Annotated in this window: 25 protein-coding genes; 7 read left to right on the top strand and 18 right to left on the bottom strand. The window is 59.3% G+C overall.

What is annotated here, in order from left to right:
• Positions 1-122: 122 nt before the first annotated feature.
• Positions 123-1,076, top strand: a complete 954-nt coding sequence (locus INQ47_RS23465; protein ID WP_404702715.1) for an arsenic resistance protein — start codon at positions 123-125, stop codon at positions 1,074-1,076.
• Between the two features lie 28 nt (positions 1,077-1,104).
• Here the strand turns inward: INQ47_RS23465 and INQ47_RS23460 are convergent, their stop codons facing one another.
• From INQ47_RS23460 to INQ47_RS23420, 9 genes are all read right to left on the bottom strand, one after another.
• Positions 1,105-1,422: a RidA family protein gene (locus INQ47_RS23460; RefSeq protein WP_404702722.1), complete on the bottom strand. Its 318-nt coding sequence runs from the start codon at positions 1,420-1,422 to the stop codon at positions 1,105-1,107.
• Positions 1,423-1,468: 46 nt separating this feature from the next.
• Positions 1,469-2,887, bottom strand: a complete 1,419-nt coding sequence (locus tag INQ47_RS23455; RefSeq protein WP_404702714.1) for an aldehyde dehydrogenase family protein — start codon at positions 2,885-2,887, stop codon at positions 1,469-1,471.
• Between the two features lie 12 nt (positions 2,888-2,899).
• On the bottom strand, positions 2,900-3,943 hold the full coding sequence (locus INQ47_RS23450) for a homoserine dehydrogenase (protein WP_404702713.1): 1,044 nt from the start codon (positions 3,941-3,943) through the stop codon (positions 2,900-2,902).
• Between the two features lie 198 nt (positions 3,944-4,141).
• Positions 4,142-4,579, bottom strand: coding sequence for an Lrp/AsnC family transcriptional regulator (locus INQ47_RS23445; RefSeq protein WP_014589620.1), 438 nt, complete (start codon positions 4,577-4,579; stop codon positions 4,142-4,144).
• Positions 4,576-5,964, bottom strand: a complete 1,389-nt coding sequence (locus INQ47_RS23440) for a threonine synthase (protein WP_404702712.1) — start codon at positions 5,962-5,964, stop codon at positions 4,576-4,578. The genes INQ47_RS23445 and INQ47_RS23440 overlap by 4 nt, the downstream gene beginning before the upstream one ends.
• Positions 5,965-5,988: 24 nt before the next feature.
• On the bottom strand, positions 5,989-6,873 hold the full coding sequence (locus INQ47_RS23435; protein WP_252460606.1) for a LysR substrate-binding domain-containing protein: 885 nt from the start codon (positions 6,871-6,873) through the stop codon (positions 5,989-5,991).
• Between the two features lie 45 nt (positions 6,874-6,918).
• The gene (locus INQ47_RS23430; protein ID WP_014755278.1) at positions 6,919-8,358 is read right to left on the bottom strand and encodes an amino acid permease; all 1,440 of its coding nucleotides are present in this window, start codon (positions 8,356-8,358) and stop codon (positions 6,919-6,921) included.
• A gap of 142 nt (positions 8,359-8,500) precedes the next feature.
• The gene (locus tag INQ47_RS23425; protein ID WP_404702711.1) at positions 8,501-9,772 is read right to left on the bottom strand and encodes a cystathionine gamma-synthase family protein; all 1,272 of its coding nucleotides are present in this window, start codon (positions 9,770-9,772) and stop codon (positions 8,501-8,503) included.
• A 167-nt stretch (positions 9,773-9,939) separates the two neighbouring features.
• The gene (locus INQ47_RS23420) at positions 9,940-10,824 is read right to left on the bottom strand and encodes a homocysteine S-methyltransferase family protein (protein ID WP_404702710.1); all 885 of its coding nucleotides are present in this window, start codon (positions 10,822-10,824) and stop codon (positions 9,940-9,942) included.
• A gap of 118 nt (positions 10,825-10,942) precedes the next feature.
• Here INQ47_RS23420 and INQ47_RS23415 point away from each other — a divergent pair, with 118 nt between their 5' ends.
• Positions 10,943-11,764: an ABC transporter substrate-binding protein gene (locus INQ47_RS23415; protein ID WP_252460599.1), complete on the top strand. Its 822-nt coding sequence runs from the start codon at positions 10,943-10,945 to the stop codon at positions 11,762-11,764.
• The gene (locus tag INQ47_RS23410) at positions 11,761-12,582 is read left to right on the top strand and encodes an amino acid ABC transporter permease (RefSeq protein ID WP_003247513.1); all 822 of its coding nucleotides are present in this window, start codon (positions 11,761-11,763) and stop codon (positions 12,580-12,582) included. The genes INQ47_RS23415 and INQ47_RS23410 overlap by 4 nt, the downstream gene beginning before the upstream one ends.
• A 105-nt stretch (positions 12,583-12,687) precedes the next feature.
• On the opposite strand, the gene INQ47_RS23405 is transcribed toward INQ47_RS23410, so the two are convergent.
• On the bottom strand, positions 12,688-13,617 hold the full coding sequence (locus INQ47_RS23405) for a malate dehydrogenase (protein ID WP_404702709.1): 930 nt from the start codon (positions 13,615-13,617) through the stop codon (positions 12,688-12,690).
• A gap of 432 nt (positions 13,618-14,049) precedes the next feature.
• On the opposite strand from INQ47_RS23405, the gene INQ47_RS23400 reads away from it, so the two are divergent.
• Positions 14,050-15,435, top strand: a complete 1,386-nt coding sequence (locus tag INQ47_RS23400; RefSeq protein ID WP_404702708.1) for a GntP family permease — start codon at positions 14,050-14,052, stop codon at positions 15,433-15,435.
• Between the two features lie 64 nt (positions 15,436-15,499).
• On the opposite strand, the gene INQ47_RS23395 is transcribed toward INQ47_RS23400, so the two are convergent.
• From INQ47_RS23395 to INQ47_RS23375, 5 genes are all read right to left on the bottom strand, one after another.
• A complete protein-coding gene (locus tag INQ47_RS23395) occupies positions 15,500-15,727 on the bottom strand; it encodes a hypothetical protein (protein ID WP_252460594.1) in 228 nt (75 codons plus the stop codon).
• Positions 15,720-15,848, bottom strand: coding sequence for a hypothetical protein (locus tag INQ47_RS23390; RefSeq protein ID WP_404702707.1), 129 nt, complete (start codon positions 15,846-15,848; stop codon positions 15,720-15,722). The genes INQ47_RS23395 and INQ47_RS23390 overlap by 8 nt, the downstream gene beginning before the upstream one ends.
• Before the next feature lie 595 nt (positions 15,849-16,443).
• Positions 16,444-16,911, bottom strand: coding sequence for a helix-turn-helix domain-containing protein (locus INQ47_RS23385; protein ID WP_404702706.1), 468 nt, complete (start codon positions 16,909-16,911; stop codon positions 16,444-16,446).
• Positions 16,908-18,263 (bottom strand): type II toxin-antitoxin system HipA family toxin, encoded by a 1,356-nt coding sequence (locus tag INQ47_RS23380; RefSeq protein ID WP_392488377.1) that lies wholly within the window; start codon positions 18,261-18,263, stop codon positions 16,908-16,910. The genes INQ47_RS23385 and INQ47_RS23380 overlap by 4 nt, the downstream gene beginning before the upstream one ends.
• A 313-nt stretch (positions 18,264-18,576) precedes the next feature.
• Positions 18,577-19,419, bottom strand: a complete 843-nt coding sequence (locus INQ47_RS23375; protein ID WP_176685559.1) for a LysR family transcriptional regulator — start codon at positions 19,417-19,419, stop codon at positions 18,577-18,579.
• Positions 19,420-19,521: 102 nt separating this feature from the next.
• Between INQ47_RS23375 and INQ47_RS23370 the strand changes: the two genes are divergently transcribed.
• Positions 19,522-19,911, top strand: coding sequence for a tautomerase family protein (locus INQ47_RS23370; protein ID WP_135192645.1), 390 nt, complete (start codon positions 19,522-19,524; stop codon positions 19,909-19,911).
• Between the two features lie 376 nt (positions 19,912-20,287).
• Here the strand turns inward: INQ47_RS23370 and INQ47_RS23365 are convergent, their stop codons facing one another.
• The 3 genes from INQ47_RS23365 to INQ47_RS23355 form a co-directional block, all read right to left on the bottom strand.
• Positions 20,288-20,677 (bottom strand): hypothetical protein, encoded by a 390-nt coding sequence (locus INQ47_RS23365; protein ID WP_404702705.1) that lies wholly within the window; start codon positions 20,675-20,677, stop codon positions 20,288-20,290.
• On the bottom strand, positions 20,670-22,070 hold the full coding sequence (locus tag INQ47_RS23360; RefSeq protein ID WP_404702704.1) for a PAAR domain-containing protein: 1,401 nt from the start codon (positions 22,068-22,070) through the stop codon (positions 20,670-20,672). Before INQ47_RS23360 ends, INQ47_RS23365 begins: the two co-directional genes overlap by 8 nt.
• 389 nt (positions 22,071-22,459) lie before the next feature.
• A complete protein-coding gene (locus tag INQ47_RS23355; protein ID WP_404702703.1) occupies positions 22,460-23,110 on the bottom strand; it encodes a hypothetical protein in 651 nt (216 codons plus the stop codon).
• Between the two features lie 706 nt (positions 23,111-23,816).
• Here INQ47_RS23355 and INQ47_RS23350 point away from each other — a divergent pair.
• Together INQ47_RS23350 and INQ47_RS23345 are read left to right on the top strand one after the other, a co-directional pair.
• Positions 23,817-24,503 carry a DUF2971 domain-containing protein gene (locus tag INQ47_RS23350; RefSeq protein ID WP_079741148.1) on the top strand — a complete coding sequence of 229 codons (687 nt, stop codon included), beginning with the start codon at positions 23,817-23,819 and terminating at the stop codon, positions 24,501-24,503.
• 246 nt (positions 24,504-24,749) lie between these two features.
• Complete coding sequence (locus INQ47_RS23345) at positions 24,750-25,562, top strand: hypothetical protein (RefSeq protein WP_404702702.1); 813 nt, start codon at positions 24,750-24,752, stop codon at positions 25,560-25,562.
• The last annotated feature ends 372 nt before the right edge of the window (positions 25,563-25,934 follow it).

The raw sequence follows: 25,934 nt of genomic DNA, 5'->3' as shown, positions 1-25,934 counted from the left end.
CGGTGGATGGCACCGGCTGCGCCGGTGTTCGCGGGCACGCCCGCTCCCACAGGGAATGATTTCGAGCAGCCACGTGCCATCACGTATTACCCTGTTTGACACCACCAACCACAGGCCACACCTTGACCAGAGAGCAACTCGAAACCCGGCAGATCCCCATCTACTTCGCCGCCGTACTCGCCGCTATCGTCTTCGGCCTGCTGGCCAGCGACACTGCGCGCCAGCTTGAAGCCCTGATCACCCCCGCCATCGCCGTGCTGATGTATGCGATGTTCCTGCAAATACCCTTCCTCGACCTGCGCCATGGCCTGGGTAACCGCCGCTTCATCACGGCCCTGCTACTGGCCAACTTCATTCTCGTTCCGCTGCTTGTCTGGGCCATCACCCGTGGGCTGGTCGAACACCCGGCGATCCTCGTCGGTGCCTTGCTGGTGCTGCTCACGCCCTGTATCGACTATGTGGTGGTGTTCACCCACATTGGCAAAGGTGATTCACGCCTGACCCTGGCCGCCACCCCCCTGTTATTGCTGGCGCAACTGGTGCTGCTGCCGGTGTACCTGGCCCTGATGCTGGGTGGCAGCAGTCAGGTGGCGATCGCCATCACCCCGTTCGTGGAAGCCTTCGTGCTGTTGATCGTGTTGCCGATGGCCCTCGCGGTGCTCACCAGCGCCGGTGCCCGGCGCTCGCGCGCAGTCGCGACCTGGAACGACGCCTGGGCGTGGTTGCCGGTGCCGGCCATGGCCTTGGTGCTGATGGTGGTGATCGCTTCGCAGATTGTCGTGGTACTGCGTGATTTCGACCGTCTGCTGCCGGTGGTTCCGGTATACATCGGCTTCATGCTGCTGGCGCCGGTGCTCGGCTTCATCTGTGCGCGCCTGCTGCGCCTGCCGGCCAGCGAGGCACGCTCGGTGACGTTCAGCACAGCCACGCGCAACTCGCTGGTGGTGCTGCCGCTGGCGCTGGCGTTGCCAGAAGAGATGCGCGGGTTGGCAGCGGCAGCCGTGATCACGCAAACCCTGGTAGAGCTGGTCAGCGAGCTGATCTATATACGAGCGGTACCACGGTTTGTGCGCTGACCCGTGGCACTCGTCATAGAGAAAAAGACTATTCGGGGCACACGGCGAACACCTGCACCTCTACCAGGTAGCCATCCCCCAGGGCTGCGCCCACGCAGGCCCGCACCGGTTTTGCACAGCCTTGCAACCAGGCGTCGTACACTTCGTTGACCAGGTCGAAGTGGCGGTAGTCGGCAAGCCACAACTGAACCCGCGTCAACTGCGCCTTGCCGACGTTGGCTTGCACCATCAGGCCGTCGATCACGCTCAGCGCCTGACGCAACTGTCCCTGCACATCCTGTTGCAGGTCGTCGGCCACGATGCCTGCCGTTTCGAACAGGCCCCTGTAACTGACCGCCAGTGACATCCGCGCGCTTTGTCCGTAGCGAGTGATCATCGAGGTACCCTCCCCCTCAACCCATCTGGTTGAAGCAGACGACTTTGGGTTGGGTCATGTCCTCGTAGGCGAACCGCACCCCCTCACGCCCAAGACTCCCATACTTGGCCCCACCAAATGGCATGGCATCGAAGCGGTAGTCGGAAGAGTCGTTGATCATTACACCGCCGGCCTCGATACGCCGGGCCAGGCTCAACGCCAGCGACAGGTCGCGGGTGAACACACCGGCATGCAAGCTGTACTCCGGGGCATTGGCCAGTGCTATCGCCTGTTCGATAGTGTCGAAGGGCGCCAGCATCACCACCGGCGCAAAAACCTCCTCAAGCCACAGCCGGCTAACGTGGTCAACGCTTTCGAGCACTGTCGGCGCATAGACCGCCCCCTGACGCTGGTGGCCGCAGAGCAGGCGGGCACCTCCCTCAAGCGCCTGGTTGACGCGTGCTTCGATCTGCCGGGCAGCCGCTTCGGTGATCATCGGCCCCATATCGGTTTCGCGCCGACCCGGATCGCCCCAGACCATCGCCTGGGTCAATGCCACGAAGCGTTCGCGGAACGCCTCATAGATCGAGGCATCTACGAGAATGCGCTGGGTGCCGATGCAGTTCTGTCCGGCCGCCCAGAACGCGCCCGACACACACGACTCGACAGTGGCCTCAAGGTTGCAGTCCTTGAGCACCAGCACCGGGGCATTGCCGCCAAGGTCCATGGCAAGCTTTTTCAAGCCAGCCCCGTGCGCAATCTGTTCGCCTGTAGCGAAGCCGCCTGTAAAGGAAACCATGCGCACCTCACGCACAGCCACCAGCGCCTTGCCCAGTTCGGCGCCCCCTGTGGCTACGGTGACGACGGCCTCCGGCAACCCTGCATCAACCAGGTACTGCACCAGTTTCAGGGCAGAAAGAGGGGCCAGTTCCGAGGGTTTCAGAATGACCGCATTGCCCCCTGCAAGTGCTGGCCCTAGCTTGTGCGCCACCAGGTTGAGCGGGTCGTTGTACGGGGTAATGGCCAGGATCAACCCCAACGGCTCGCGGGTGAACCAGCCCTGACGCGATTCGGAGCCTTCATAGGCATCGAAAGGCACCACTTCACCGGCGTTGCGCCGCGCCTCTTCGGCAGACAGCTTGAGCGTGTTGATGCAGCGTTTGACCTCTTTTTCGGCCTGGCGCAGGGTCTTGCCCGCTTCATCGACGATCAGGCCGGCAAAGTCTGCCGCATCCCGTTCAATGAGCTGAGCGGCGTGTTCCAGAATGTGCGCCCGGCGGTGCCGGGGCAGCGCCGCACTTTCACGCACACCCTGACGGGCACGGGCGAGCAAGGCAGGCACCGCTTCTGCGCCGAGGTTGTCGACGCTGCCAACCAGGCTGCCATCGAAGGGGTTGTACACATCGATCAAGGCGGGTTGCTGAACAAGCGCCCGGGATACGGAAGTCAGGCTCATGAACGTTGCTCCTCAGGCCGAATGGCCGGCCGTGTGAATGGCGACGATGTCCGACAGCAGGGCAAAAGCCGTTTCGATGCGCCCCGCTCCCGGGCCGGACACGGTTACAGCCCCCAGCAACTCCGTGTCGAACGCCAGCGCATTGGTGGCGCCTGAAATACCCGCCAAGGGGTGATGGCCAGGCAGCAGCTTCGCTTCGACGCTGGCTCGCACCGAGCCATCGGCTTCACGGCGGGCACTGCCGATCAGCTTCCAGCGCTCGCCCGCCGCCCGTGCTTGCTCGATAGCGGCGCTGTCGATGGCACTGATACCGCTGCAGGCCACATCACCTACCTGCAGACAGGCGCCGAGCAACTCATTGGCGAGGATCACCACCTTCAGGCGCACGTCATGGCCTTCCACATCGGCGGTCGGGTCAGCCTCGGCAAAGCCAAGCGCTTGTGCCTGGGCCACCGCCTCGTTGAAGCCAAGCCCTTCCTCCATGCGCGTGAGCACATAGTTCGAGGTACCGTTGAGAATGCCCTCGAAACCCACCAGGCCCGCGCCCGCCAGGGTCTGGCGCGCCATGCGCAGCACCGGTGTGCCGCTCATCACGGCGCCTTCGTATTCGAACGACACATTGTTGGCCTTGGCCAAAGCCTTGAGCGCCTGGGCATGCAGGGCAATCGGCCCCTTGTTGGTGGTGACCACGTGCTTGCCCGCCTCCAGCGCCCAGCGGCAGAAGGTTGCCGCCGGCTCACCGTCCTTGGGGTTGGTGAATGTAGCCTCGGCGATGATGTCGGCGCCTGATTGCTTGATCACCGCCTCATTGAACGCCTCGGCCGAACCTTGAGGGATTTGCGCCAGTGCGCCCTTCTGGGCCGGCAGCGCGGCCAGCATGGCGGCATCCAGGCCGTCGCGGTCGATCACCGACCCCAGGAACAAGTCGGTGACACCAACGATTTTCAGGCCAAAGCCCAACTCTTGCTGCCAGCGCGCATTGCGTTCTGCGATCAGTTGGGCAAGAGCGCGGTTAACGCCACCAAAGCCAACGAGTGCAATTTTGTATTCGGTCATGGTTTGCTGTCCTGTCCAGGCAGTGGGTCGATGAGGACTAGCGTAAGAGCCGTGCACTGCCAGTTGAATATGGCAATCCGCTGTATTTATTGGCCAATCTGGCCAGTGCAAAGCGCGCACTTGCGCCAGGGCAGAACGCACAACGCCGCCTGGGCGCGAACCCAGGCGGCGTTGTGCTAGCCAATGCAAAGACGCGCTTCAGACCACCGCAGCCAGGACGAACGATGTCACCGTGTTCTCCACCCCGGGCATGGCAGCGATTTCCTTCCACACATGGTGCACCCGCTCCGGGCTGGAGGCCTCGACGCGCAACATCAGGTCGAACTCGCCGCTGAGCACTTCACACTGGATCACCTCGGGGATCTGGCGCAGCGCATCGAGTACCGCGTCACCGCGCATGCGGTCATAGCGGTAGACAAAGATCACCGCGTTGATCAACGACGCCGGCCGCCTGCCCTCACCGATGCGCAGGGTATAACCCTGAATGGCGCCATCGCGCTCCAGGCGCTCGATACGCTGGCGTACCGCATTGCGTGACAGGTTCACCTTCAACCCCAACTCGGCGTGGGCGATACGCGCATTGGCGGTGAGCTCGGCGAGAATGCGCTCGTCCAGAGGGTCGAGGATGCGCTTCATCGCCCAGCCTGCAACCGGGCCAACAAGGCATGAACACCGGCCAGATCGTCAGGTGCCAACAGCGGCCCATCGCCCGCTGTGCCGACCGCGCCGGCGGGCACCTCACCGTGCCAGGCCCCCAGCTCCGCCAGCAGCCCGGCAGACTTTTCGGGGGCAAACTGCCCCAGCGTGACGATGGGCGCACCGATGTTGCGCCGGTGCAGGCGCCCGGCGAATACCCCGGTTGCGGCATGGGGGTCTACTGCGCTGCCCGTTTCGTGGAACAGCGTGACAATTTCTTCGCGAATCAGCACGTCGTCCACGGCATAGGAGTCGAACAGCATGCGCGCATGCAACCACTGGCGGTTGCCGATGCTCAGCTCGCCACACGCCTCGAAGTGCTCCATCAGCGCCCGGGTCGCCCCACCATCGCGGTCATACAATTCCCAGACAAAGCGCTCCAGGTTGGAGAACAGCGAAAAGTCCATGACCGGTGACAACGTCTGGCTGGTTGAGCCACGGCTGTAGCGGTTGCAGTGGATGAACCGGTGCAAGGCATCGTTGCGGTTGGTGGAGACGATGATCTGGTTGATCGGCAAGCCCATTTTCTGGGCAAGGAACCCCGCGTAAATCTCGGCAAAACTGGCCGTGGGGATGCTGAACCCGACCGGTCGTATCCCGCCACCGAGTTGCAGCGCTGCATGGAAATAGAACACGATCTGCGCCAGCACGCCGACCCAGTTGGTGGAGTTGAAACTGACCGGAATCAGCCCGGGGCATGGCCAGTCACGCAGCAGCGCCGACACCAGCGACTGGCAATCGTCAAAGCTGCCATCCACGGCCACGCAGCTCACGCTGTCGGACGCGGCACTGCGCATCACTGCCGCGCGGTCGGCGGGCGTGCCTGCGCTGGGGTATAGCGCCAGCAAGCCTGCTGCAGGGCAATGCCGCAACGCTTCGATAGCCGCTACTGCGGTATCGCCGTTGCTGGCACCGACCAGCATGACCCGCTCGCACTCCGCCCCCAGAAAGTGCCGGATAAAGCGCGCCTGCAACTGCGCGGCAAAGTCCTTGGAGGACCGGGTAGGCCCATGGAAAAGCTGCAGGATCCATTCGTTATGGCCAAGCTGCTGCAACGGCGCAATGCCGCGGTGGCGGAACCCGCGATAGCTGTCGCTGACCAGCGCCCTGAGAGTAGGCTCGTCGAGGGTATCGCCAACAAACGGTGCCATTACCCGCCAGGCCAGTTCGTCGAAGGGCAACCACGACCAGCTGGCAATTTCCTGTGGGCTGAACACCGGCACCGAGGTGGGCACATAAAGCCCACCGTCGTCTGCCAGGCCAGAAAGCAATGCCGTGCGGAAATCGACCCGTATCTCGTTGCCGCGCGTGGATGTGTACTGCATCGGTGCTCCAGATAGCTACGTAAATTAACGATGCGCCATGGCCACCAGCCAATGGCTGAACGCCTGGGCATCGGGGGACAACGCTTCACCCAGGCCGCGTACCAGGAAAAACGACTCGCTTGCTTCGATGCGCTGGGTAAAGGGAGCAACCAGCCGCCCTTCCTGCAGCAGGTCCTCTACCAGCGACGAGCGTGCCAGCGCCACCCCCAGCCCCAGCTCCGCCATGCGCATGGTCGACACCAGCGTGTCGAACTGCAGGCCGCTGGAAGAATCGACCTGATCTGCGCCGACCCGCTCCAGCCAGTAGCCCCACCCCTCCTCGTAACCCAGCACATGCAGCAACGGCACACGGGCCAGGTCGCGCGGGTCGCGCAGCGGGCAACCGGCCAGCAGCGCGGGTGCGCACACCGGCACCAGCACGTCGCGGGTCAGGCGCTGCGCCTCTACGCCGGGCCACTGCCCGCTGCCCCAGCGGATTTCCAGATCATCTTCGGCATCCAGCTCCTTGACCCACAGGTTGCTGATGTAGCGGATGTCCACCTGCGGGTGCGAACGCCGAAAGTCGGCCAGCCGGGGGGCCAGCCAGAAGTGCAGGAACGACAGGCTGCCCCGTACCTTCAGGGGCCGACGCTGGCGTTGCCCGAAGATTTCATTGGTGCCGACGGCAAGGCGGCTGATGGCGTCCTGCACCACCGGCAGGTAGGACTGCCCTTCTTCGGTCAGCCCCAGCCCGCGCGGCAGGCGCTTGAACAGCGCCACACCCAATTGGCTTTCCAGGTGGCGAATCTGCTGGCTCACGGCCCCTTGGGTAAGGTGCAGCTCTTCTGCCGCATGGGTGAAGTTCAAGTAACGCGCCGACACTTCGAAGGCTCTCAGCCAGTTCAGGGGGGGCAGGGTTTTCTGAGTCATCGGCGGCTTCTCGTGGCTAGGTTCCGGTGGCCTAGTATCACCTGCTCAGGCGGCCTCGGAACCTGGGGCGACAATTTCCAGCGGGCCCGTACGGCGGCTGCGGTACTTGCACGTCAGCCAATAGGCCAGGTAGCACCAGGCAATGAAGGGCAAGCCGAAGTACAGGGCAACCCGCTGAGCAGGGTCGAAGGCAATGCCGACGCAAGCCAGTACGCAGCAGAAAATGGCCCCCAGTGGTACGAACGGGTAGCCACGCACCCGGAACTTGAGGTCCTCGAGCTTGCCGCCGCTGGCGATGTAATGACGGCGAAATGCGATCTGGCTGGCCGCGATGCTGATCCACACAACCACCACGGCCAACCCTGAAATCGACACCAGCGCCAGGTAGATGGTGTCGGGGGCAAACACACTGCTCAACAACGAAGCCATGCCGCCAGCCATGCTCAGCACAATCGCATTAAAGGGGGTGCCGCGGCGCGATAGCGTGGCGTAACGGCGGGGCATGTTGCCTTGGTCGCTGAGGGTCCAGAGCATGCGCGAAGCGGCGTAGAGGCCGGAGTTTGCGGCAGACAGCAGCGCGGTGATGATGACGAAGTTCATGATATCGGCCGCATACGGGATACCAATCATCGCAAAGACCATCACGAACGGGCTTTCAATAACCCCGGCCTGTTCACGCGGCAGCAAGGTGGCCAGTACAAAGATGGTGCCGATGAAGAACAGCGCCAGGCGCAGGACCGTGGTGCGAATGGCCTTGGGCACGTTCTTTTCCGGGTCTTTGGTTTCACCGGCAGCGATGCCGATCAGCTCGGTACCCGAGAACGCGAAGGCCACTGCCAGCAGGGTCATTGCAATGGACCAGAAACCGGTGGGGAACAACCCTTCACGGGTGAAATTGCCCAGCCCTGCACTGTGCGCCTGCTGGATCTCGAAGCCACCCAGAATAGCCCCGCCGCCCACCACCAGAAAGGCGATGACGGCCAACACCTTGACCAGTGACAACCAGAATTCGGTTTCGGCGAACGATCGCACCGAAATGATATTGCTGATGAACACCGCGGCGCCGAACAGCGCACTCCACATCCATACCGGCGTGTCGGGGAACCAGCGCACCATCAGGATGCCCGCGGCGGTGAATTCGGAGCCGATGGCCACCGTCCAGGTCAGCCAGTACATCCAGGCCACCATGTAACCGGTGCCCGGGCCGAGGTAACGCGTGGCATAACTGCTGAACGAGCCGACTTCCGGCATGTGTACCGCCAGCTCGCCCAGGCACATCATGACCAGGTACACCATGATTGCGCCGAGTATGTAGGCGATGACCGCGCCCAACGGGCCTGCCTGGTTAACGGTGTAGCCCGACGTGAGAAACAGGCCGGTGCCTATCACTCCGCCCAGTGCCAGCATGACGATGTGGCGGGTTTGCATATCCTGCTTGAAGGTATGCGCCGAGGCATTTCTAGTTGTGGTTGTCTGCACGGACATTGTGGGTTACTCATGAAAGTTGGCGGGCAAGGACGTAGCAACGACCTCGTCTTGGCAGAGCGAATCGAGTTGCCTTGCATATTGTTTTTGTTCGACTTCATGAAGTGGCACCCACCGCACGGGTGGGTGCTACGCGCCAGCCTCAGGCCTGCACCGGGCTCTGGCAGGCGTCTGCGTCAGCGTGCAATTCCTTTGCGACGGCCAGTTCCTCACGCACCGATGCACAGGCCTGTGCCAGGTCCGCCAGCAGGTCATCGGTTTCCTCGATGCCCACTGAAATGCGCACCAGCCCTTCGGAAATGCCCAGCGCCAGGCGCTCTTCCAAAGTGTTCTCGACATGGCTGGTCGTGCGCGCCGGGCCATAGATGGTTTCTACCGCGCCGAGGTTGCCGGCCCGATGGGCATACTTCAGCCGCGGCAGCAAACGGGCCACGGTCGGCATGCCGCCCTTCAGCACGAAGCTGACAATGGCGCCAAACCCGCGCATTTGCGCCTTGGCAATTGCATGCCCGGCATGCGCCGGCAAACCTGGGTAGTTCACCGTTTCAACCAGCGGCTCGGTGCTCAGGAAAAGGGCCAACGCCATGGCACTGGCTTGCTGCTGGCGCAGGCGCACTGCCAGGGTCTTGATACCACGGATGATCAGGTAGGCCGAGAACGGGTCCAGCGCCGCACCGTTGATTTCCCGGTAGTGCCGCACCTGGGCCATCAACGCCTCCGCGCCGCACACCACCCCACCCAGCACGTCACCATGCCCGGACAGAAACTTGGTTGCGCTGTGCACCACCACATCCACGCCCAGCGCCAGCGGGTTCTGGTTCAGTGGCGTGGCAAAGGTGTTGTCGGCCACCACCAGCGCCCCCACCTTGTGCGCAGCGGCGCTCAGCCGACGAATGTCCAGCACCTTCAGCGTCGGGTTGGTGGGAGTTTCCAGGTACAGCAGGTCGCAACCGGCGGCAATCTCGCGCTCCAGCGCTTCAGTGTCCAAGGTATCGCACAGGCACACTTGCACCCCCATGCGCGGCAGGAACTCTTCGAAGATCTTGTTGGTGCCGCCATAGCTGTCGCGGGTCGACACCACGCGTTTGCCGTTGGACAGGAAGGTATGCAGCACGGCACTGATGGCCGCCATGCCACTGCTGAACGCGACTGCCGACTCGGCTTGCTCCAGCTCAGCCAGTTTTGCTTCCAGCGTGGCGACCGTGGGGTTGCTCATGCGGCTGTAGATGAAGCCCGGCTGCTTGCCCTGCGCCACGTCGTACCAGGCATCGATATCGTTGTAGCCATAAGCGGCGCTGACCACGATCGGGGTCTGCGTGGCGTTGTACGGGTGCTGTACCTGCTCCCCGCTCCACACGACCCGCGTCCCCACACCGGCCGCAGCATTGCCCTCGAATTTTTCGTTGTTGTTCATATCCGGTTCCCGCCCAGCTGAGTTGTGTACGCCGATGCAGCATCGGCCTTCAGCGGACTATAGGGAGATGGCGGGGGCCTGAAAAACGATGGAATCCGGGTCTGACTGGCGTTTTTTTTAATGGCTGCGGGCCGGGCGCTGCAAAAGCCGCCCGGCCACGTGGGCGCTTAAGCCAGGTTGCGCTTCAGCTCGGCGATATGCTCCGGGCCGATGCCACAGCAACCGCCGACCATGCTGGCACCCCGCGCACGCCAGTCCTTGGCCCATGCCAGGTAACCCGGCGGATCGAGGTCTTCGCGCAGTTCGTCCAGGCCATCGTTGGCAGTGGCTTCTTTGGGCTGCGGCGGGAAGGCGTTGGCATAGGCACCGATGGCAATCTCGGCGTTGTGTCGCTCGATGACCGAGCGCGCGACATCAATGGCGGCGCCGATCACCTCAGGCTGGCTGCAGTTGAACAACACCGCAGCCACCCCGAGGCTGACCGCGGCCTCGATGGCTTCGGCCACCGGCTCACCGGAGCGCAGGCGCGGAACGTCGTCGGTGTCCTCGTCCTGCAGGGTGAATGACACCCAGAACGGCCTGCCGTCTGCCGGCAAATGGCTATGAATGGCCCGCACTTCGGCCACGGAACTCTGGGTTTCGGCCAGCCACAGGTCGACATGCGGGGCCAAGCCCTGGAGCAGTGGGGTCAGCACCTCTGCCACACGCTCGGGCTGGAACAGGTCGGGGCGGTAGGACCCGAACAGAGGCGGCAGCGAGCCTGCCACCCTGACCGGGTGCGCGCCGCCATCTGCCGCGTGCCGCGCAAGCTGGCCTGCGATATGGGCCAGTTGTCGCCCTTCGGCGGCAAAGCGTTCTTCACCGATGTGGAACGGCACTACTGCATAGCTGTTGCTGGTGATGACCTGCGCACCCGCATCGATGAAGGCTGCATGCACGCCCACGACCGCCTCGGGCGCCTCGCTCAGCGCCAGCGCCGACCACTCGGGCTGGCGAAACGGTGCACCACTGCGCTGCAGCTCTCGGCCCATGCCACCGTCCAGAATTACCATCGTTCGCTCTGCCATATAACTTCTCTGAAGGTTCTTATGAATAAAATTCATTATGGGGATTAGGGTTATAACTATTAAATACCCTATCACCCATTTGCCCAACATATCAGGTATGTACATGCGATTTTCTTCTCTGCTGGGTGCGGGCCTTGTACTGCTCGCAACTGCCACCCAAGCCTTTGCTGGCGCCACGTTGGAGCGGGTTGAATCGCGCAAGGAAATGGTCAACGTGCTGATGGAAAGCTACCCGCCGTTTTCCTTCCTCAATGACCACAACCAGCTCGACGGTTACGACGTGGACGTGGCCAAGGCAGTGGCCGACAAGCTCGGCGTCAAACTGCGCCTGGAAACACCGTCCTGGGACGTGATTGCCGCTGGCCGCTGGAGCGGGCGCTACGACATCTGCATTTGCTCGATGACCCCGAGCAAGGCACGCGCCGAGGTGTTCGACTTCCCCGTGGAGTACTACGCATCGCCCGCCGTGATCGTGGTCAATGCCTCGGATGAGCGCATCCATGGCGCCAAAGACCTGGAAGGCCGCAAAGTGGGTTCGATCAGTGCATCGAGCTACGAAAGCTACCTGAACAAGAACCTGGTCATTGAAGGCAAGGAAGACCAGAAGATCGATTACCCGTTCGACTTCGTGCAGGCTGCGCCCTACGACACTGAGAACGTCGCCTTCCAGGACCTGGGCCTGGGCACTGGCGTGCGCCTGGACGCCATCATTACCAACCTGGTGACCGCACAGCCGCGCCTGCAGCAGGACAAGCGCTTCAAGCTGGCCGGCGCGCCGCTGTATGAAGAGCCCAACGCGGTGGCCATCGAAAAAGGCGACCCCGAGTGGGATGCCAAGGTACGCCAGGTGTTCACCGAGCTGAAGGCTGATGGCACCCTGGCCAAGCTGTCGCAGAAATGGATTGGCGCCGACATCAGCAAATGAGCACCTTCCCCCCCTCCCCCAAGCCCGTGGCAAAGCCTGCGGGCGCCGGCCTTTTTGGTTTTCGCACCCGGTTACTGCTGACCTGGCTGGCGCTTTTCGGGCTGTTTGTCGCCTTCTTCCTCAGCTTTGACCTGAAGTTCGCCATCATTCTGGAGAAGTTTCCCAACCTGGCCGGTTTCAAGCTGGGGCCCAATGGTTTTCTGCAAGGCGCCGCACTGACCCTGTTCCTGTGCCTGTGCTCGATGGTGGTATCCGTGCTGCTCGGCTTTGCCGCCGCGCTGGCACGGTTATCCAACAGTGCGGTGCTGGTGGGTGTGGCCAGCTTCTACACCTCGTTCTTCCGTGGCACACCGCTGCTGATCCAGATTTTGCTGATCTACCTGGGGCTGCCGCAGGTGGGCCTGGTACCCGGCGCCATCAGCGCCGGCATCATTGCCTTGTCGCTGAACTACGGCGCCTACCTGAGCGAGATCTTCCGCGCCGGCATCCTCGGCGTGGCCCGTGGGCAACGTGAAGCAGCATTGGCGCTGGGCATGCGCACGCCGCAGATCTTCTGCCACATCATCCTGCCCCAGGCCATGCGGGTGATCATTCCGCCCACCGCCAACCAGTTCATTTCGATGCTCAAGGACTCGTCGCTGATATCCGTGATGGGGGTTTGGGAGGTGATGTTTCTGGCGCAGTCGTATGGGCGTTCGAGCTATCGCTACCTGGAAATGCTGACCACCGCCGCCGTGATCTACTGGGTGCTGTCGATACTGCTGGAGCTGCTGCAAGCGCGCCTGGAACGGCACTTTGGCAAGGCTTATCAGCGCTGAGGGCTGCCACACGGCCCTTGCAAAATCATCTACGCAGGCACGACGTGCAGGAGCGCCACCAGGGCGCTCCTGCATCGAGCGCGTCAACTGAAGCTGCTTTGCCGCTCACAAGGCTTTCATCTCGGCAATATCTCGCGCCACCTGGTCGGCAGAGTGGTCGAACATCGCCTGTTCCTGCGCATCCAGCGGCAACTCGATAATCCGCGCAAGCCCCTTCTCTGCCAGTACACAGGGCACCCCCATGGCGATATCCGTTCGCCCATACTCGCCCTCGAGAATCGCCACCGCCGGCAAAATACGGTTCCGCCCATTGGCGATCGCATCAACCATCTGTGCAATAGCCACGCCCGGCGCATCGCAGGCGCTCCCCGTCTTCTTCAACCCCAGAATCTCGCCGCCGCCCTTACGGGTGCGCTCGACAATCTGTTCGATCTGCTCGCTGGACAGGAAGTGCGACAGCGGCACCGAGCCGACTTGGCAGTAGCGCATCAGCGGCACCATGCTGTCGCCATGCCCGCCCAGCACCAACGCCGTGATATCCCGTGCAGAAAACCCGGTTTGCTCGGCGATGAAGCACTTCATGCGCGCGGTATCCAGCACCCCCGCCTGCCCGAACACCTTGTCGCGCCCCTGCCCGCTGACGCTCCAGGCGCGGTAGGTGAGCACATCGACCGGGTTGGACACCACCAGCACCGTCGCTGTCGGCGCGTGGTGCTTGATATCCGCCATGATGCTGTCGAGGATTGGCAGGTTGGTACTCAATACATCCTGGCGCGACTGGCCGGGCTTGCGCGGCACGCCGGCCGTGATCACCACCAGCTCGGAACCCTCCAGCATCTCGGCTTTGGCCCCGCCGTGAACATGGGTATCGGAACCTGAATCCACAGCCGCCTGCCAAACGTCCAGCGCCTTGCCCTGCGCCAGTTCACCCTGCACGTCCATCAACACCAGCTCACGGCACAACTCATCCCGGGCGATGATCTGCGCCGCCGCCTCGCCGACCAGGCCGGCACCCACAATCGTTAATTTGTTCACCAGACACCTCCCAGCGGCGCGCGCCACCAGGAACACGCCTGCGTATAGAGAGAAGTATTGCCTGCCGGGGCCAAATGGCCACCCAAGATGATGCGACTACCTTCACTTGACAGTATTCCTCGGCAGCGCGAATACTTTGGCCAGATTCATATAGATGACCATACAACAAGGTGAATCAATCGATGACCATGCTGCCCAAGTGCCCCGTCGCCACACCATCGCCCACCGGCCTCAGCGCCACGCCTCCCTGCTGCCCATCTTCCGTTACCAGGCGCCAGCTTGTGAGGGGCAGGTAGCGCAAAGCCGCGCTTCCTTCCTCGAAACCGTAGCAGCAGCCGCAACGGCAACCACCTGGGCATGCCCCCTGGAAACGCCCGTCACGCCTTCAAACCCTGAGTGCAGCCGAGCGCCAGCCCAACCGAGACTCCTTGAATGACCCCCTTAGATATACAGCTATTACTGACGGCACTGGCCAGTGTTCTGGTGCTGGTGGCGCTCATCGTTTCGCGCCTGAAAATGCACCCGCTGCTGGCCTTGCTGGTGGTGTCCATTGGCGTGGGCTTCGCGACGCATATGGCGCCAGGCAGCATCGTCGCCCACCTGCTCACCGGCGCCGGCAAGACACTGGGCGCAGTGGGGGTGGTGATCGCGCTGGGTGCGATGCTCGGCAAGATCCTGGCTGACGCTGGCGTCACGGAACAGGTCGCGGATGTCATCCTCAAGCGCACCTCCGACCGCATGATCCCTTGGGCCATGATGCTGGTTGCCTTTGTCATTGGCATCCCCATGTTTTTCGAAGTCGGCCTGGTGATCATGCTGCCGCTGATATTCAGCGTGGCGCGCAAACTGGAAAGCAAGGCGCGCTTCAAAGGCTCGGCGTATGTGTATGTAGGTGTGCCGGTCATTTCGGCGCTTGCCGCCATGCACGGCATGGTACCGCCGCACCCAGGCCCCCTGACCGCCATCGCCGTGCTCAAGACCTCGGTCGGGCCCACCATGCTCTACGGCTTCCTTGCCGCCATTCCGGCAATGATCCTGGGCGGCCCGCTGTACGGCATGTTCATTTCACCGCGCATGAACACGCGGCCCGATCAGGCATTGCTGGACCAGTTCACACTGGCTGAAAAAGCCGATGGCCAACCCCGCCCCGGGGTATTGGTCGGCATGCTGGCCGCATTGCTGCCGGCCATCCTGATGCTGGTGCATGCCGTCGCCGAGATGCTGCTGCCCAAAGGCAATGCGCTGCTGGAACTGGCCAGCTTCCTGGGCAACCCGCTGATCGCCATGCTGCTGGGCGTGCTGTTCGCCGGCGCCAGCCTGGTGCTTGCCCGTGGCGGCGATGCCGAACAGCTGCGCGATGCGCTGGGCAAAAGCCTCAAGCCGATCGCCTCGATCATCATGATCATTGCCGGTGGCGGTGCCTTTCAAGAGATGCTGACCAGCGCCAAGGTTGGCGATGCCATTGTGCACCTGACCCAGCAATCTGCCTTCCCTCCCCTGATTCTGGGGTGGCTGATCGCGATGTTGCTCTCGGTGTCTACCGGTTCCGCCACGGTCGGTATCGTAGGGGCTGCCGGCTTGCTGGCGCCGCTGGCAGGTGCAGACCCCAGCCTAAACCTGCCTTTGCTGGCCTTGTCCATCGGCTGCGGTTCGCTGTTCTTCAACTATGCGAACCATGCAGGCTTCTGGATGGTGAAGGAATCCTTTGGCATGACCATGGGCGAAGCCACCAAGACCATTTCGGTGGTGCAGTCCATCGTGGCGGTGGTCGGGCTGATGGTGGTGTTGATGTTGAATGCGGCCATCACCATAGGTTGAACTCGAGTCAACGGGGGCTGCGCAGCAGCCCCAATCTGGCCACACCCTCGAGCAACGATCTGGTCTAACGCTGCAGATCCTGCTCGCTTCGTTCCATTACCTTCCCACACTGCTCGCTGGCCAACCGGCTGATGATCCGGATCGCCTGATGGATACCGGCCGTGTTGCGAAAACTCAGCCGCGGGTTGTGTTCGCATTCCAGCATTTCGTCGTGCTGGACCAGGGCCTCGCCTAGCAGTTCGAGGGTCCAGGCGTAGCTTTGGATGGTGGAGAGGCGTTCTTGGTCAGTCATGACGGGCCTCCGATTGGACAGAGGTGAAGAAAGGTTTGCCGCCGGCGAGCTCTCTCAGCGCCGCCGAAGAACAACGGCGGCGAACGGATACGCGGATCTGTAACGGGTTTACGGTGGTCATGCATGAGTTCCTTTCGTGATGGAACTGCCACCGCTCGCGGCCAAGCAAGTTAAGGTGGCAGCAGTACGCGGGTTGGCCGACCGGGACGAAAGGAGCCCGGCACACCCGAAGGTGTCCCGCGCACCACCGCCATAACGCAACATCGCGGGCACAAAAAAAGCGCCTGCGATGAAGATTGGGCGCTGATGCGCCTTTCGATTCCGACCGGCCAAGGTCGCATCGCCGATGCTTCGGCGACGTAGGGACTTTATTCCTGGGTGGCTGTTTTCGCAAGTTTCTCGGGGCACGAATAGCCAACGCGCGCCGTAGGAAAACGGCTTGCCACAGGTCACATGTACTTCCCAGGATAAATGCGGTCCGTGTAGGAGCTGGCTTGCCTGCGAAGGGCTGCGCAGCAGCCCCATACTCCGACATGACTGGAATAATCCTTCAACGGCCTTCAGCAGACTAGGCCAGGCGCAACATGCGATACCTGGCCCAATCAACACCCTCGCCTACCCCTCCAAATCCTGGCCATCGCGTTCCAACACCTTCCCACACTGCTCACTGGCCAACCGGCTGATAATCCGAATCGCTTGATGAATCCCAGTTGTAGTTATTCCTGACTGCTTTTCCGTGCCCTTGGCGATCCCGGCCTCGACACTGCCTTCTTCGCTTTGACTGCCGCAGGGCTTTTCCCTCGTTTCGGTCCGGCCACCACGTAGGTACTGGCCAGCGGCGCGGCCACAGCGATTGGCCCACCAGCCTTCAACTGGCCGACAGTGTTGCCGACGAGCGTTGCAGTGGGCTTATCTTTGGCAGTCATCACCATCCCCATCCGCACACCAAAGAGACGCAGTACGGCCTCCAAAGTGCTGAGCTTCGGATTCGACTTCCCGCTTTCCAGTTCGTACAGGCTTTTCGTGGACATCTTGCACATGGCCGCGAAGGTCTCTTGGTCAAGCCCGGTGACTTCGAGCCGCAGACGGCGGATGGACGTGCCAATTGGATCGAGCCCCGCCGCGTTGCGCTTGACGATATCTTCTACGAGCTGGGCGCGCTCTTCAGGTTGTAGTTTTTTCATCGCAGCCCCCACTCCACGAGTCGCTTGTCCAGGTTATTCACGGGTAGAGAGGCTGCATTGCGCATCGATTCGGGCGCATCGGTCAGCAAATCGGGCAACGCCCGGAATGCCTCAGCCGCATGCATCAACCGTTGCAGCAGGACATCGGGATCGGTGTAACCAACCAGCTCAGCGCAGTTGTCGCGCCAATTAGAAGACCCCTTGCGCTCTGCCGCCCACTTCGTCGTCCGTGTGATGCCCTCTTCATCCAGGATCATTGGCGCGAGGTCATAGATTGGCGCCAAACAAAACCTCCCACCCACACGCATGATGGAAGTGTTGCGGCCGTGGTTATCGGTGTTCCCTAGAATGCGGTTCAGCAGATCGCGCCGCACGTACTCGAACACCAGGTCGTCCACCTCATCCTGCTGGCCGTTATCGATCCATAGACCTACCAGGCGGTGAACCACTTCGGCATGCGCCATCGGATGCGCGTAGCCGGTAATACCGCAGATCGAGTACACCGACTCCAGCGGTATCCTCTCCACCACGCCATCCACTACTCGGCGATCAAATCGTGGCATCCAGAGGCTTGGCTTCACTGCCTCTTCAAGCGCCAAACCATCAGTGGGAACCGTATCAAGGCCGAGGGCAGCAACCGCCTTGTAGTAATGAAACTCTGTTCGCAGGATGTCTTGGTCGCGCTCGCCGCCTCGATTACGCGCGAACTTGATCAGCCAGTGACGGCACGCCTGGTCATCGGGGAGCATCGCATCAGCGTACAGAGCACCGTTGTGGGCTTCGGTCATGACCAGCTTGGGGGCTTGCCCGTTGGCACCGGTAGCACCGCCCAACGCCGCGCCGGTTTCATAGGCGTACTCAAGAAATTCGTTCGTCCTGTCCACGACCTCAGCACGCGCGAAAGCCTCGTTCCGATCCGGCTGAAGGCCTTCCACCGATTCCTTGATGCGCAGATGTCCAATAGGCGCCGGCGTGAAACGTTCCAGAAGGTACAGCCCCATTTCCACACCTTCGGGCTTAAGGCGCCCGTAGCGGGATTCAAGAGAGTCCTTGGCAGCACCAGAGGGAATGATGTCGTAGAGGAATGCTGGATACCCTTTGACGTCATGGTGGTCCCAGTTCAACGGAAGGTTAACGCTTAGGGCGAGTTCGCAACGATCTTCCATGCGATCAACGTTCGCGATGATGTAGTCGCCGTCGTAGGCGACAAGGCACCTTCCATCAGCAACACGCTCGGGGTTCTCAACCGTGAGTGTCGCTGCATCGCGCCATGCACCATCGGAGAAAGCCTGGATCGTGAGTCTGAGCGGCATCGCGACACCATTAATCAGTACTTTAATGCTGATTATCATAGTGCGCATGGCAGGAATCGGCAATATTTTGCTGATTAAAAGCTTAATCGCTGGAAAAACCGGCACCATACTACCGATTATACATTCACAGCGCGCGGGAGGGGGCTAGAGGTAGTTGCTACACCTGGGAAGCAGGAACTGCCTGGGGTTCGGCCTATGAGTGATAGGACCCTGTTTATTTGCGCTGGGTCAGGTGGTGGATGGCACGGGCTTCGATGCCGCACTTCGAGCAGAAGGCAACCTGGATACCCACGGGACAAAGGCCCAAATCTATGTCCTTTAGCCTGACACCATGAACGCCTCGTCCCCAACCCTATGCGAGATAACCCTGCAACAATCGCCGCACATTTTCTACCAGCTCAGATTCCCCCTTGCGCGGTGGAAGCAGCAAGAACCTGGCCTGCGCCAACGCCGGCAGTCCAGTCCTGTAGGGCTCCACGCCGTCCGGTATGGCACTCGCATTAAGGCACGCAATGCCAAGCCCTGCCCTCAATGCTGATTGCAACCCCGCCACACCTGAGGTCGAGTAAACGATCTCGTATTCGACATGGGCGCGTTCCAATATCTGGCAGCTGTAGTCCGACAATCCACATCCGCTGATCGCGAGCAGTGGCAGCGGCTGCCCAGGCTCTGGAACCCAGCCTGCAGCGGCAACCCACTGCAGGGGTTCCTGCCTCACCTCGAAGGTGTTGGCTGTGGGCAAGCGTTCGTTAAAACACATGGCCAAGCCGATATCCAGGTAGTCACTTGCCTGATCCATTTCCAGGCTCTTTTTCATCACCACATGAAGTCGAAGCCGTGGGTGCCATTCACGTAATTTTTTCAGCAGGCCAGCAATGTCGTCGGGGCGGAAGTAATCGGTGATCGCCAGGCGTATCTCCCCTTCGAACTGTTCGCCTCGGACATCGGACAGCGCCCGCTCGCCCAGGGTGAGGAGCTGCCTGGCGTGGCGTACAAGGCGTTCACCTGCCGGGGTTGGGCGAACGCCTTGCTTGCCTCGGATGAGCAAGTCGACGCCGATGGCGTCTTCCAGCTTACGCAGCTGTTCGCTGATGGCGGAGGTTGAGCGAAACAGGCCAGGCGCGGCAGCAGAGATGCTGCCAGCATCGCAGACCGCCAAGTAGACGTGGAGCTGGGCAAGGTCGAAGTGGTACATGCAAGTTCCGGATAAACAGGAAGATGAGACCTGATATTCCCGCTTTTTGGGATCGTGTTCAAAGGCTAAGTTACAGGCAAATCACTTACGAGGATCCCCCAAATGCCTGGTATCACCTTGACCTTATCCGGCGCGCCAGATGCTGCGCTGGCGTCGCACCTAAGTCATGAGCTGACGGAACTGACTGCTCGTGTTCTGGACAAGCTGCCATCGCAAACGATGGTGATCGTTCGGTTCGTCGATCCTGGGTTGTGGTTCATCGACAGTGAATCACTTGAGAGCTTGGGGCGAAATAGCTTTCGCCTGGAGGTCACGATCACCGACGAGACGACGACAGTGGAGCAGAAACGGCGTTATCAGCGTGAGTCGTATGATTTGCTTTCGCAGCGCATCGGGAATGTACACCCGCATTCGAATGTTCACCTCATCGAGGTGCGTGCTACGGCCTATGGTTATGGCGGGGTGCCGCAGGCTGCGAAGCTCTGGGGTTGAGAAAGGCAGCAGGGGATGGATGCTTGGGGCTGGAGTGGGTGTGGATGGCACGGGCTGCGCCCGTGTTCGCAGGACACAATCTCCCACAGAGGGAGGGCTGACTTTGAGAGGCTCACTTCACGTTGGATCGGGCGGGTGTGGCGGTTCGAGATACAAAAAAGGCCTGCATCGCTGCAAGCCTTGATGTCTGGTGCGGAGACAGACGGACGGTTGTTGGGCGTCAGGGCCCGGTTTTCACGGGGCTGGAATTTGGTGGATTTATAGACGTACCTCATAGGGTATCTATAAAAAAATCAGCTATTTATGGCTTTCAGTGGAATCGAATCGGGACTTGCGAAGGATCCAGTGAGAGCTACGACCGCCGTGGCATCAACGTTCACGCCTTGATGAATCCATAGGTCACCCACATCCAAGCGAAGCCAAAGGCCGTCAGCCACGTGGATACCTGTAGAGCCAACTTAAGTTTTGCAGGGAAGTTTTCTAGTTCTTCGATGTCCAGATGCCCTCGGCGCATATGTACGCCAGGCCAAATGAGTATTCCACAAAGAAACGTTATCAGCAGCCACCGAGCGCCAAAGCGCCGCGTGCCCAAAAACAGTTTCATTTGCTCCAGGCCGGGATGACTTTGGATAGCCGAGGTTGCAACAGTGAAACTTCTTGTACCCGCGATGAATGCACTGACCGCACAACCGGCCAACGCGATCACGAACGGACACGCCAGCATTATCCACTTCAGCCACACGGGCCAACTCTCGAACTCAGTCATAATGTGATTCGTAGATCAGCTCGCCCATTTGCTCACCGCCCTCCGCACCGGCGATGCTCCCAGCAAAAGCCCCTCCCCCGACCAGCGCAATGCCACATACCGGCGCCCCGAAACCCGCGGTACCAGCAGAGAACACCCCACATACAGCGAGCGCAGTGATCCCGGCAATCTTGCCACCCACGATCCCTCCCGCCAGCCCCCCAGCGAAAGCACCTGCCTCAGACAAACGAATTTTTTTGCAGTCTTCGGTTTCCCCTGCACGGCAGGCCTCTTGGACTTTCAGATAGGAAGATGTACCACCTAATCCAATTCCGACATGCCCACCATACCGAAGGTACTTACTAAGCTTCGCCACTTTGTCCAAGTATGTGGCGTACCCAGGAATCTGCCCTGGCCCACCGGCTTTCGACCAATGATGCACAAGGCTCTTGGTCGAGATATTCAAGCTTTTCTTCAGCCGCTCGTAGGCCCCTAGATTCAGATGTTTATTTAGAAAAGTCGCCTTCAACTGACCATCTAGCTGCTCCAATAATAGCCGTCGTTCGGCGAAGAACGATGGACTATTCAGATGGCCATGGCGCAGAAATTCTTGCTGATGCAAACGCTCGATGTTGCCAAGTGTGCTGCGAAGCTGCCGGAGGCCGTGGTCCATCATGTCCTTACCCACCCCCATGGAGAGACTGGCGTCACTAAGCAGTCCGGCAATTTCAGCCTGATACTCCATCATGAAATCTGACTCGGCAAAATCGAGTACAGCCAAGGAACGTCGCGCGCGCTCGGCGGCCGCCATTAGTTGGCCCTCCTCCTGGGTGCAGGCATAACCGTTATCCGGATCGCCGATGACGAAGATTTCCCCTGCCTTGAACCCCTGCTCGAAAGTCGGGTTCAGGCGTTGCAGGTACGAAATGGGCAAGGTCGAATCATGGCTAGCCAGCTCCAACAGAATCTGCGGGAACGACATGCTCCGGGGCACCACATAGAATCCTGGCTGCATCTGCCCAGGCAACCCGCCAACCATGGCGGGCGAAGCCCCTGCCAAAGCGCTAGAGCTCCCAGGGCCAGCGGGTGTGAGGCTAGTGCGTACGGCAACCGGCAGCCGCGGCGGGGGCATTTCCCCTAAAGGCGCCACCACCCGGTTGCTACCCTCTGGGCAACCGCAATCAACTAACGCGCCATCCATCGCGACTGGCTGGCCATCCGAGATGAAGTGCCACACCCCTTCGACGACCTTTCCTTCCAGCCCGCAAAGTGGACAAGGTGTGGTGGGATCCCCCATCCTCAGGACCATTCGTCCCTCGTCGAGGTAACCTTCCCCGGTGACGATGCAAATCGCACCTGTGGTGGTTACATCACCGTCTAATGCTTGGCCAAGCCCATCCAGACTGACGCGCATTTCAGAGTCCCTTGCGAACTGTAGGAGCGAAAGAACCTAACAGCTAAGAAGGGGCAAATGAGGCCTCGAGCAGCTAACGAGACGATTCCTACAAGCAACGCGGATTTAGGACTAGGCACGACCTAGCGGTTTGAGAACGGGACAGCAGGAACAAAAAAGCCCGCACAAGGCGGGCTTCTATTGGTACCTTGTAGCGAGAAATCGCCATAGGCCAACTGATTCTGGTGCGGAGACAGGAATCGAATATGGGTGATATAGCCCATCAAAATGGCATACACCTGAGAAAAATCATCAATTCGTATCCCTAAACGTATCCCTAAATCGGTATTCACAGCTCACGCAGGGCGGATCCAGCCGTCTCAATACCCAAGGGGCGATCTGGATTACACCTAATAAATTTCGTTAGCGTGAATCAGAATAGCCCTGCCATACGCTATTCCTTCCTCGTCTAGATGATTGGCTAGATTTGAAAAACAGTAGTCACAGCATCGATGATGTACGACCTGCAGAGTCTGCGGGTCCGTGTAGGGAAGCAGGTAAATATTGCCTACCGCGTGACCACAGTCGCAGTCGTTCCTTTGAAGATCAGGAGCCAGTCGCTCCCACGAAAAGGGAAAGTACTGCCGGATAAGCAGGTAAGCCTGCGGGTTTCCAACCAGTACATTTTCGATTTCTCGGTCAGTGAAAACGTGGTACGGAGCATTGGTGTTGGCCTGGACTCGATCAAAGGAACCGAGCAAACCAGAAGTCACCGGACGGCTGTAAAAAAACATGAAGCCGTTACACCGGAACTCTCTGAGTTTTTGGTCATTGGCAGCATCATCGCCGATGCCAATTGCTCCTGAGCTCCTCAGCTTACAGCTCACGAGCCATCGAAAGGTCCCTCCAAAATCGACATTCTGAGCAGCAACGAAATCCTTACCCCCATCCGGCCCGAGACCACAACGCTCGACTACCTGCAAACCTTGCAGCGCAAGGAACTGCATTCCAAATCGCTCCCAGTCTTGGTGGTCGGTCACCTCGTTAAAATCAATCAGCATTCACGTCGTCCTGTTCGAAACCCTGCTGGGAGAAAAATCCTAGTCACAGCGCATTGCTGAAAGCCTGAATAGTCCTGAGAAGGCAAGCACGAGTCAATGGGCTAGGAGCCGCTTCATCACGCCTAATGCTCAGATTATCGAGGGACGATGACTACGGTCGTGAGGGGCTTTTGAGTGATCAAGAGCATGCGGGGTTAACTGGTTTACCAGTTCACTAAGCTGGTGAACTTGCCGCTAACGAAGAGGCGCGGGTTCCCAGCCCCGTATCGCCCCCATTTCCACAGGGTCCCCCGACCATGCCCAGGGTTGAGCCAGAACCAAGACCCTAGAAGCTATCCTCGCTGAAGGTTTTCCAGTTGCTGGGCGGGGGGAGGACACCAAGCGAGGCTCGGAGAGTGTTACAGGTGTATCAAGTGTTTCATATTGCGCAACCCGTTGATTTACATCGATTTGTCAAAAAACTGGAGTGCCACCTAAACTGTGTAACAAGGGTGCAAATAGTGTAACGGTGTTACTGCGCTCTTCCATCAGCACTGACACATAAGCAGCATGCTCAAAGCATTGTCATGCCCTTCCCGTGCAGCGCTCGCTCACACCAACGAAAAATCTACTCCACACCTGTAGGATGTCGGAGAGGTTGCATCTGCTGTCTGTAGCAACTCTAATATCAGAACGCGCCAAGCTACATTTAATGGAGAAGGAATAGATGTCAAACTCATCAGGCATCAGCGCTGGAAGACTTTACCGGATCTTAGATTTCTCACGTGCCGTACAGATATTTGAGAGTAAGAGCTTATATTTTTCTCATCCTCAGATGTGGGATGACCCATACGAAGTGAGCATTGAACATCAGGGCACCCACGCACTGTTCGCACAAAGCTGGTGCCGGCTAGGTGTATCAGATGCAATGTGGCGTATTTATTCGCCAAATCAGATGGGGGTAAGAATATCAACCTCGACAAAAAAGCTGTCCAAGGCTTTACACAGCGCAATAAGCCCCTCCAAATATCACTTGGTAACGGGACCAGTAGAGTACCTCACCCAGCACTCTCTAAATGCGAGAGTTCGCAAAATTGCTGGAGAACTCAGGGAGAAATTCGAGCTATCTACAGCAGTGCAAGCCCTTTATCTTAAGCGTGAAGCATTCACGCATGAGTCAGAATGGCGAGCCGCTATTTATTGCCCTGACATTAGCCCAACCAACATACAGAAAGGTATTTCAGTAGCCATTGAGCCCCACAAACTTATCGACAGCATTCTTCTTGACCCCCGCGCACCTAAAGAGCTCGTGGATGCATTCACCTACTACTTCAAGGAAAAATTAAATTTCACAGGGCGAGTTAGCCGCTCGGTACTTTATAAATCTCCGCAACGAATCCAGCTTCTAGAATGATACTATTTGAATGGCGATGGTTCAAAGTGGTCTTTTTGGAACAGCCTTCTAGTCGCCTACTATTATCTGACTCCCACATAAACCTGGGACCTGAAGACTCTTCCATTCGGGCTACACCAACAGTGAACAGTGCGTGAAAAACAAACAACCATAAAATCCATCACGCCCAAAGGACCGCCATAAGCTCTAACAACGCTTAATGGAGCATTATTCAAAGTAAGATCCCAATATGAAGGTGACTTTTAAATGTGCCAGATGAATGCAAAAGAAAAAGAAGTTATCTACCTTACTGCAGTGATTGAGCTCCTTAGATCAATGGTCAATCATGAGCTAATGGCAGTCGTCGGAGAGGACAGCCATAAGAATGTGCAGTTTAAAACGATGACACATCAACAGCTTTTTTTCATCGCACTAGTAGATTTCCTATCTCAAACCGACGCGAAAGCTCCCGTCCCCCCAATACCATATTTAGGTGCTTTGAGAGCAATTAGCAATACGCCTAGCTTCGACGTCAATAATTCGGTAGCTGGCTTGAAAGCTGCGGTGGATGCTTTCACTGGGTGGCTCCAACAAGAGATAGCCGTAGAGACCTGGCTTTCCTCGATAGATATCCAAGCTAACATTCGCATCACTAGATATCTTCTACTAAAAATCACCGGAAATTTGTCTAAACATAATACCCTACGTTCCGTAGGCGTTGCTGAAGAGCTACAGCATCTATTAGATAAAATCGGTCACTCGGTTGAGCTATACCAAGCAATGCTGATTCAGGAAGATATATATGAGAAATTCCATGACGATGTCTGCGCCTACCATGCGAGTACGATAGCTGAATTTATAAACGGACTTTATTGGGGGATACAGAATTACCTAAAGCCGGAGTACGTACGCAGTTATACACCTGAGGGTAACGAATCACCTAGGTACAATTTTTTGTACCCGGAAGGGCTGAAACATCCCTACGCTAAGACTTGCTATTGGAACCTCATGAATCAGGTCCGTTCAGGCCCAATTTTCGAGCCGTTCACTGTTACTGAGCATCTCAAAGGAAACTACTGACTCTCGACGTCGCCGGAAAGAAGACCAGGACCAATTAGGTACATAAAACACCGACATGAATCATTGGGTCATCACAGGCGCTTGGCCCTCAGTGGCTACCGCATACTCCGGTGCGAGCAAGTCGGATCTAACTGCTAGGTTGGACGCAAACACCCGATGCTGCCGCCCCCCGATGGTTGCTGTTCTCAGCGGCCATCATTCGCTTTGCAGTAGCGAACGGCAGGACGAGAGACCTGCGTGGACAACTGGCTGCCTATAACGGCTCTCCTGCACGCTTTAGCCGCTGCAGAAGGTTGCAACTGATGGGATGACATAGCTCACACTGCACGCCATGTGCCTTCAGCAGGGGCGACTCGCAGGTGATCGAAGGCC

Origin of the sequence: Pseudomonas sp. 3HC3 (genome assembly GCF_044904505.1) — a bacterium.
Taxonomy (GTDB): domain Bacteria; phylum Pseudomonadota; class Gammaproteobacteria; order Pseudomonadales; family Pseudomonadaceae; genus Aquipseudomonas; species Aquipseudomonas putida_Y.
Note: the sequence above shows the minus strand (reverse complement) of the source record. Positions and strands in the feature narration are given on the sequence as shown.

Bases quoted from the DNA above. Each gene is read 5' to 3' on its own strand.
- INQ47_RS23365 (WP_404702705.1), bottom strand. From the start codon at position 20,677: ATGACTGAGTTCGAGAGTTGGCCCGTGTGGCTGAAGTGGATAATGCTG.
- INQ47_RS23350 (WP_079741148.1), top strand. From the start codon at position 23,817: ATGTCAAACTCATCAGGCATCAGCGCTGGAAGACTTTACCGGATCTTA.
- INQ47_RS23375 (WP_176685559.1), bottom strand. From the start codon at position 19,419: ATGTACCACTTCGACCTTGCCCAGCTCCACGTCTACTTGGCGGTCTGC.
- INQ47_RS23415 (WP_252460599.1), top strand. From the start codon at position 10,943: ATGCGATTTTCTTCTCTGCTGGGTGCGGGCCTTGTACTGCTCGCAACT.
- INQ47_RS23460 (WP_404702722.1), bottom strand. From the start codon at position 1,422: ATGTCACTGGCGGTCAGTTACAGGGGCCTGTTCGAAACGGCAGGCATC.
- INQ47_RS23425 (WP_404702711.1), bottom strand. From the start codon at position 9,772: ATGAACAACAACGAAAAATTCGAGGGCAATGCTGCGGCCGGTGTGGGG.
- INQ47_RS23355 (WP_404702703.1), bottom strand. From the start codon at position 23,110: ATGCTGATTGATTTTAACGAGGTGACCGACCACCAAGACTGGGAGCGA.
- INQ47_RS23440 (WP_404702712.1), bottom strand. From the start codon at position 5,964: ATGCAGTACACATCCACGCGCGGCAACGAGATACGGGTCGATTTCCGC.
- INQ47_RS23380 (WP_392488377.1), bottom strand. From the start codon at position 18,263: ATGATAATCAGCATTAAAGTACTGATTAATGGTGTCGCGATGCCGCTC.
- INQ47_RS23410 (WP_003247513.1), top strand. From the start codon at position 11,761: ATGAGCACCTTCCCCCCCTCCCCCAAGCCCGTGGCAAAGCCTGCGGGC.
- INQ47_RS23360 (WP_404702704.1), bottom strand. From the start codon at position 22,070: ATGCGCGTCAGTCTGGATGGGCTTGGCCAAGCATTAGACGGTGATGTA.
- INQ47_RS23395 (WP_252460594.1), bottom strand. From the start codon at position 15,727: ATGACTGACCAAGAACGCCTCTCCACCATCCAAAGCTACGCCTGGACC.
- INQ47_RS23420 (WP_404702710.1), bottom strand. From the start codon at position 10,824: ATGGTAATTCTGGACGGTGGCATGGGCCGAGAGCTGCAGCGCAGTGGT.
- INQ47_RS23400 (WP_404702708.1), top strand. From the start codon at position 14,050: ATGACCCCCTTAGATATACAGCTATTACTGACGGCACTGGCCAGTGTT.
- INQ47_RS23445 (WP_014589620.1), bottom strand. From the start codon at position 4,579: ATGAAGCGCATCCTCGACCCTCTGGACGAGCGCATTCTCGCCGAGCTC.
- INQ47_RS23370 (WP_135192645.1), top strand. From the start codon at position 19,522: ATGCCTGGTATCACCTTGACCTTATCCGGCGCGCCAGATGCTGCGCTG.
- INQ47_RS23450 (WP_404702713.1), bottom strand. From the start codon at position 3,943: ATGACCGAATACAAAATTGCACTCGTTGGCTTTGGTGGCGTTAACCGC.
- INQ47_RS23430 (WP_014755278.1), bottom strand. From the start codon at position 8,358: ATGTCCGTGCAGACAACCACAACTAGAAATGCCTCGGCGCATACCTTC.
- INQ47_RS23345 (WP_404702702.1), top strand. From the start codon at position 24,750: ATGTGCCAGATGAATGCAAAAGAAAAAGAAGTTATCTACCTTACTGCA.
- INQ47_RS23390 (WP_404702707.1), bottom strand. From the start codon at position 15,848: ATGACCACCGTAAACCCGTTACAGATCCGCGTATCCGTTCGCCGCCGT.
- INQ47_RS23385 (WP_404702706.1), bottom strand. From the start codon at position 16,911: ATGAAAAAACTACAACCTGAAGAGCGCGCCCAGCTCGTAGAAGATATC.
- INQ47_RS23455 (WP_404702714.1), bottom strand. From the start codon at position 2,887: ATGAGCCTGACTTCCGTATCCCGGGCGCTTGTTCAGCAACCCGCCTTG.
- INQ47_RS23435 (WP_252460606.1), bottom strand. From the start codon at position 6,873: ATGACTCAGAAAACCCTGCCCCCCCTGAACTGGCTGAGAGCCTTCGAA.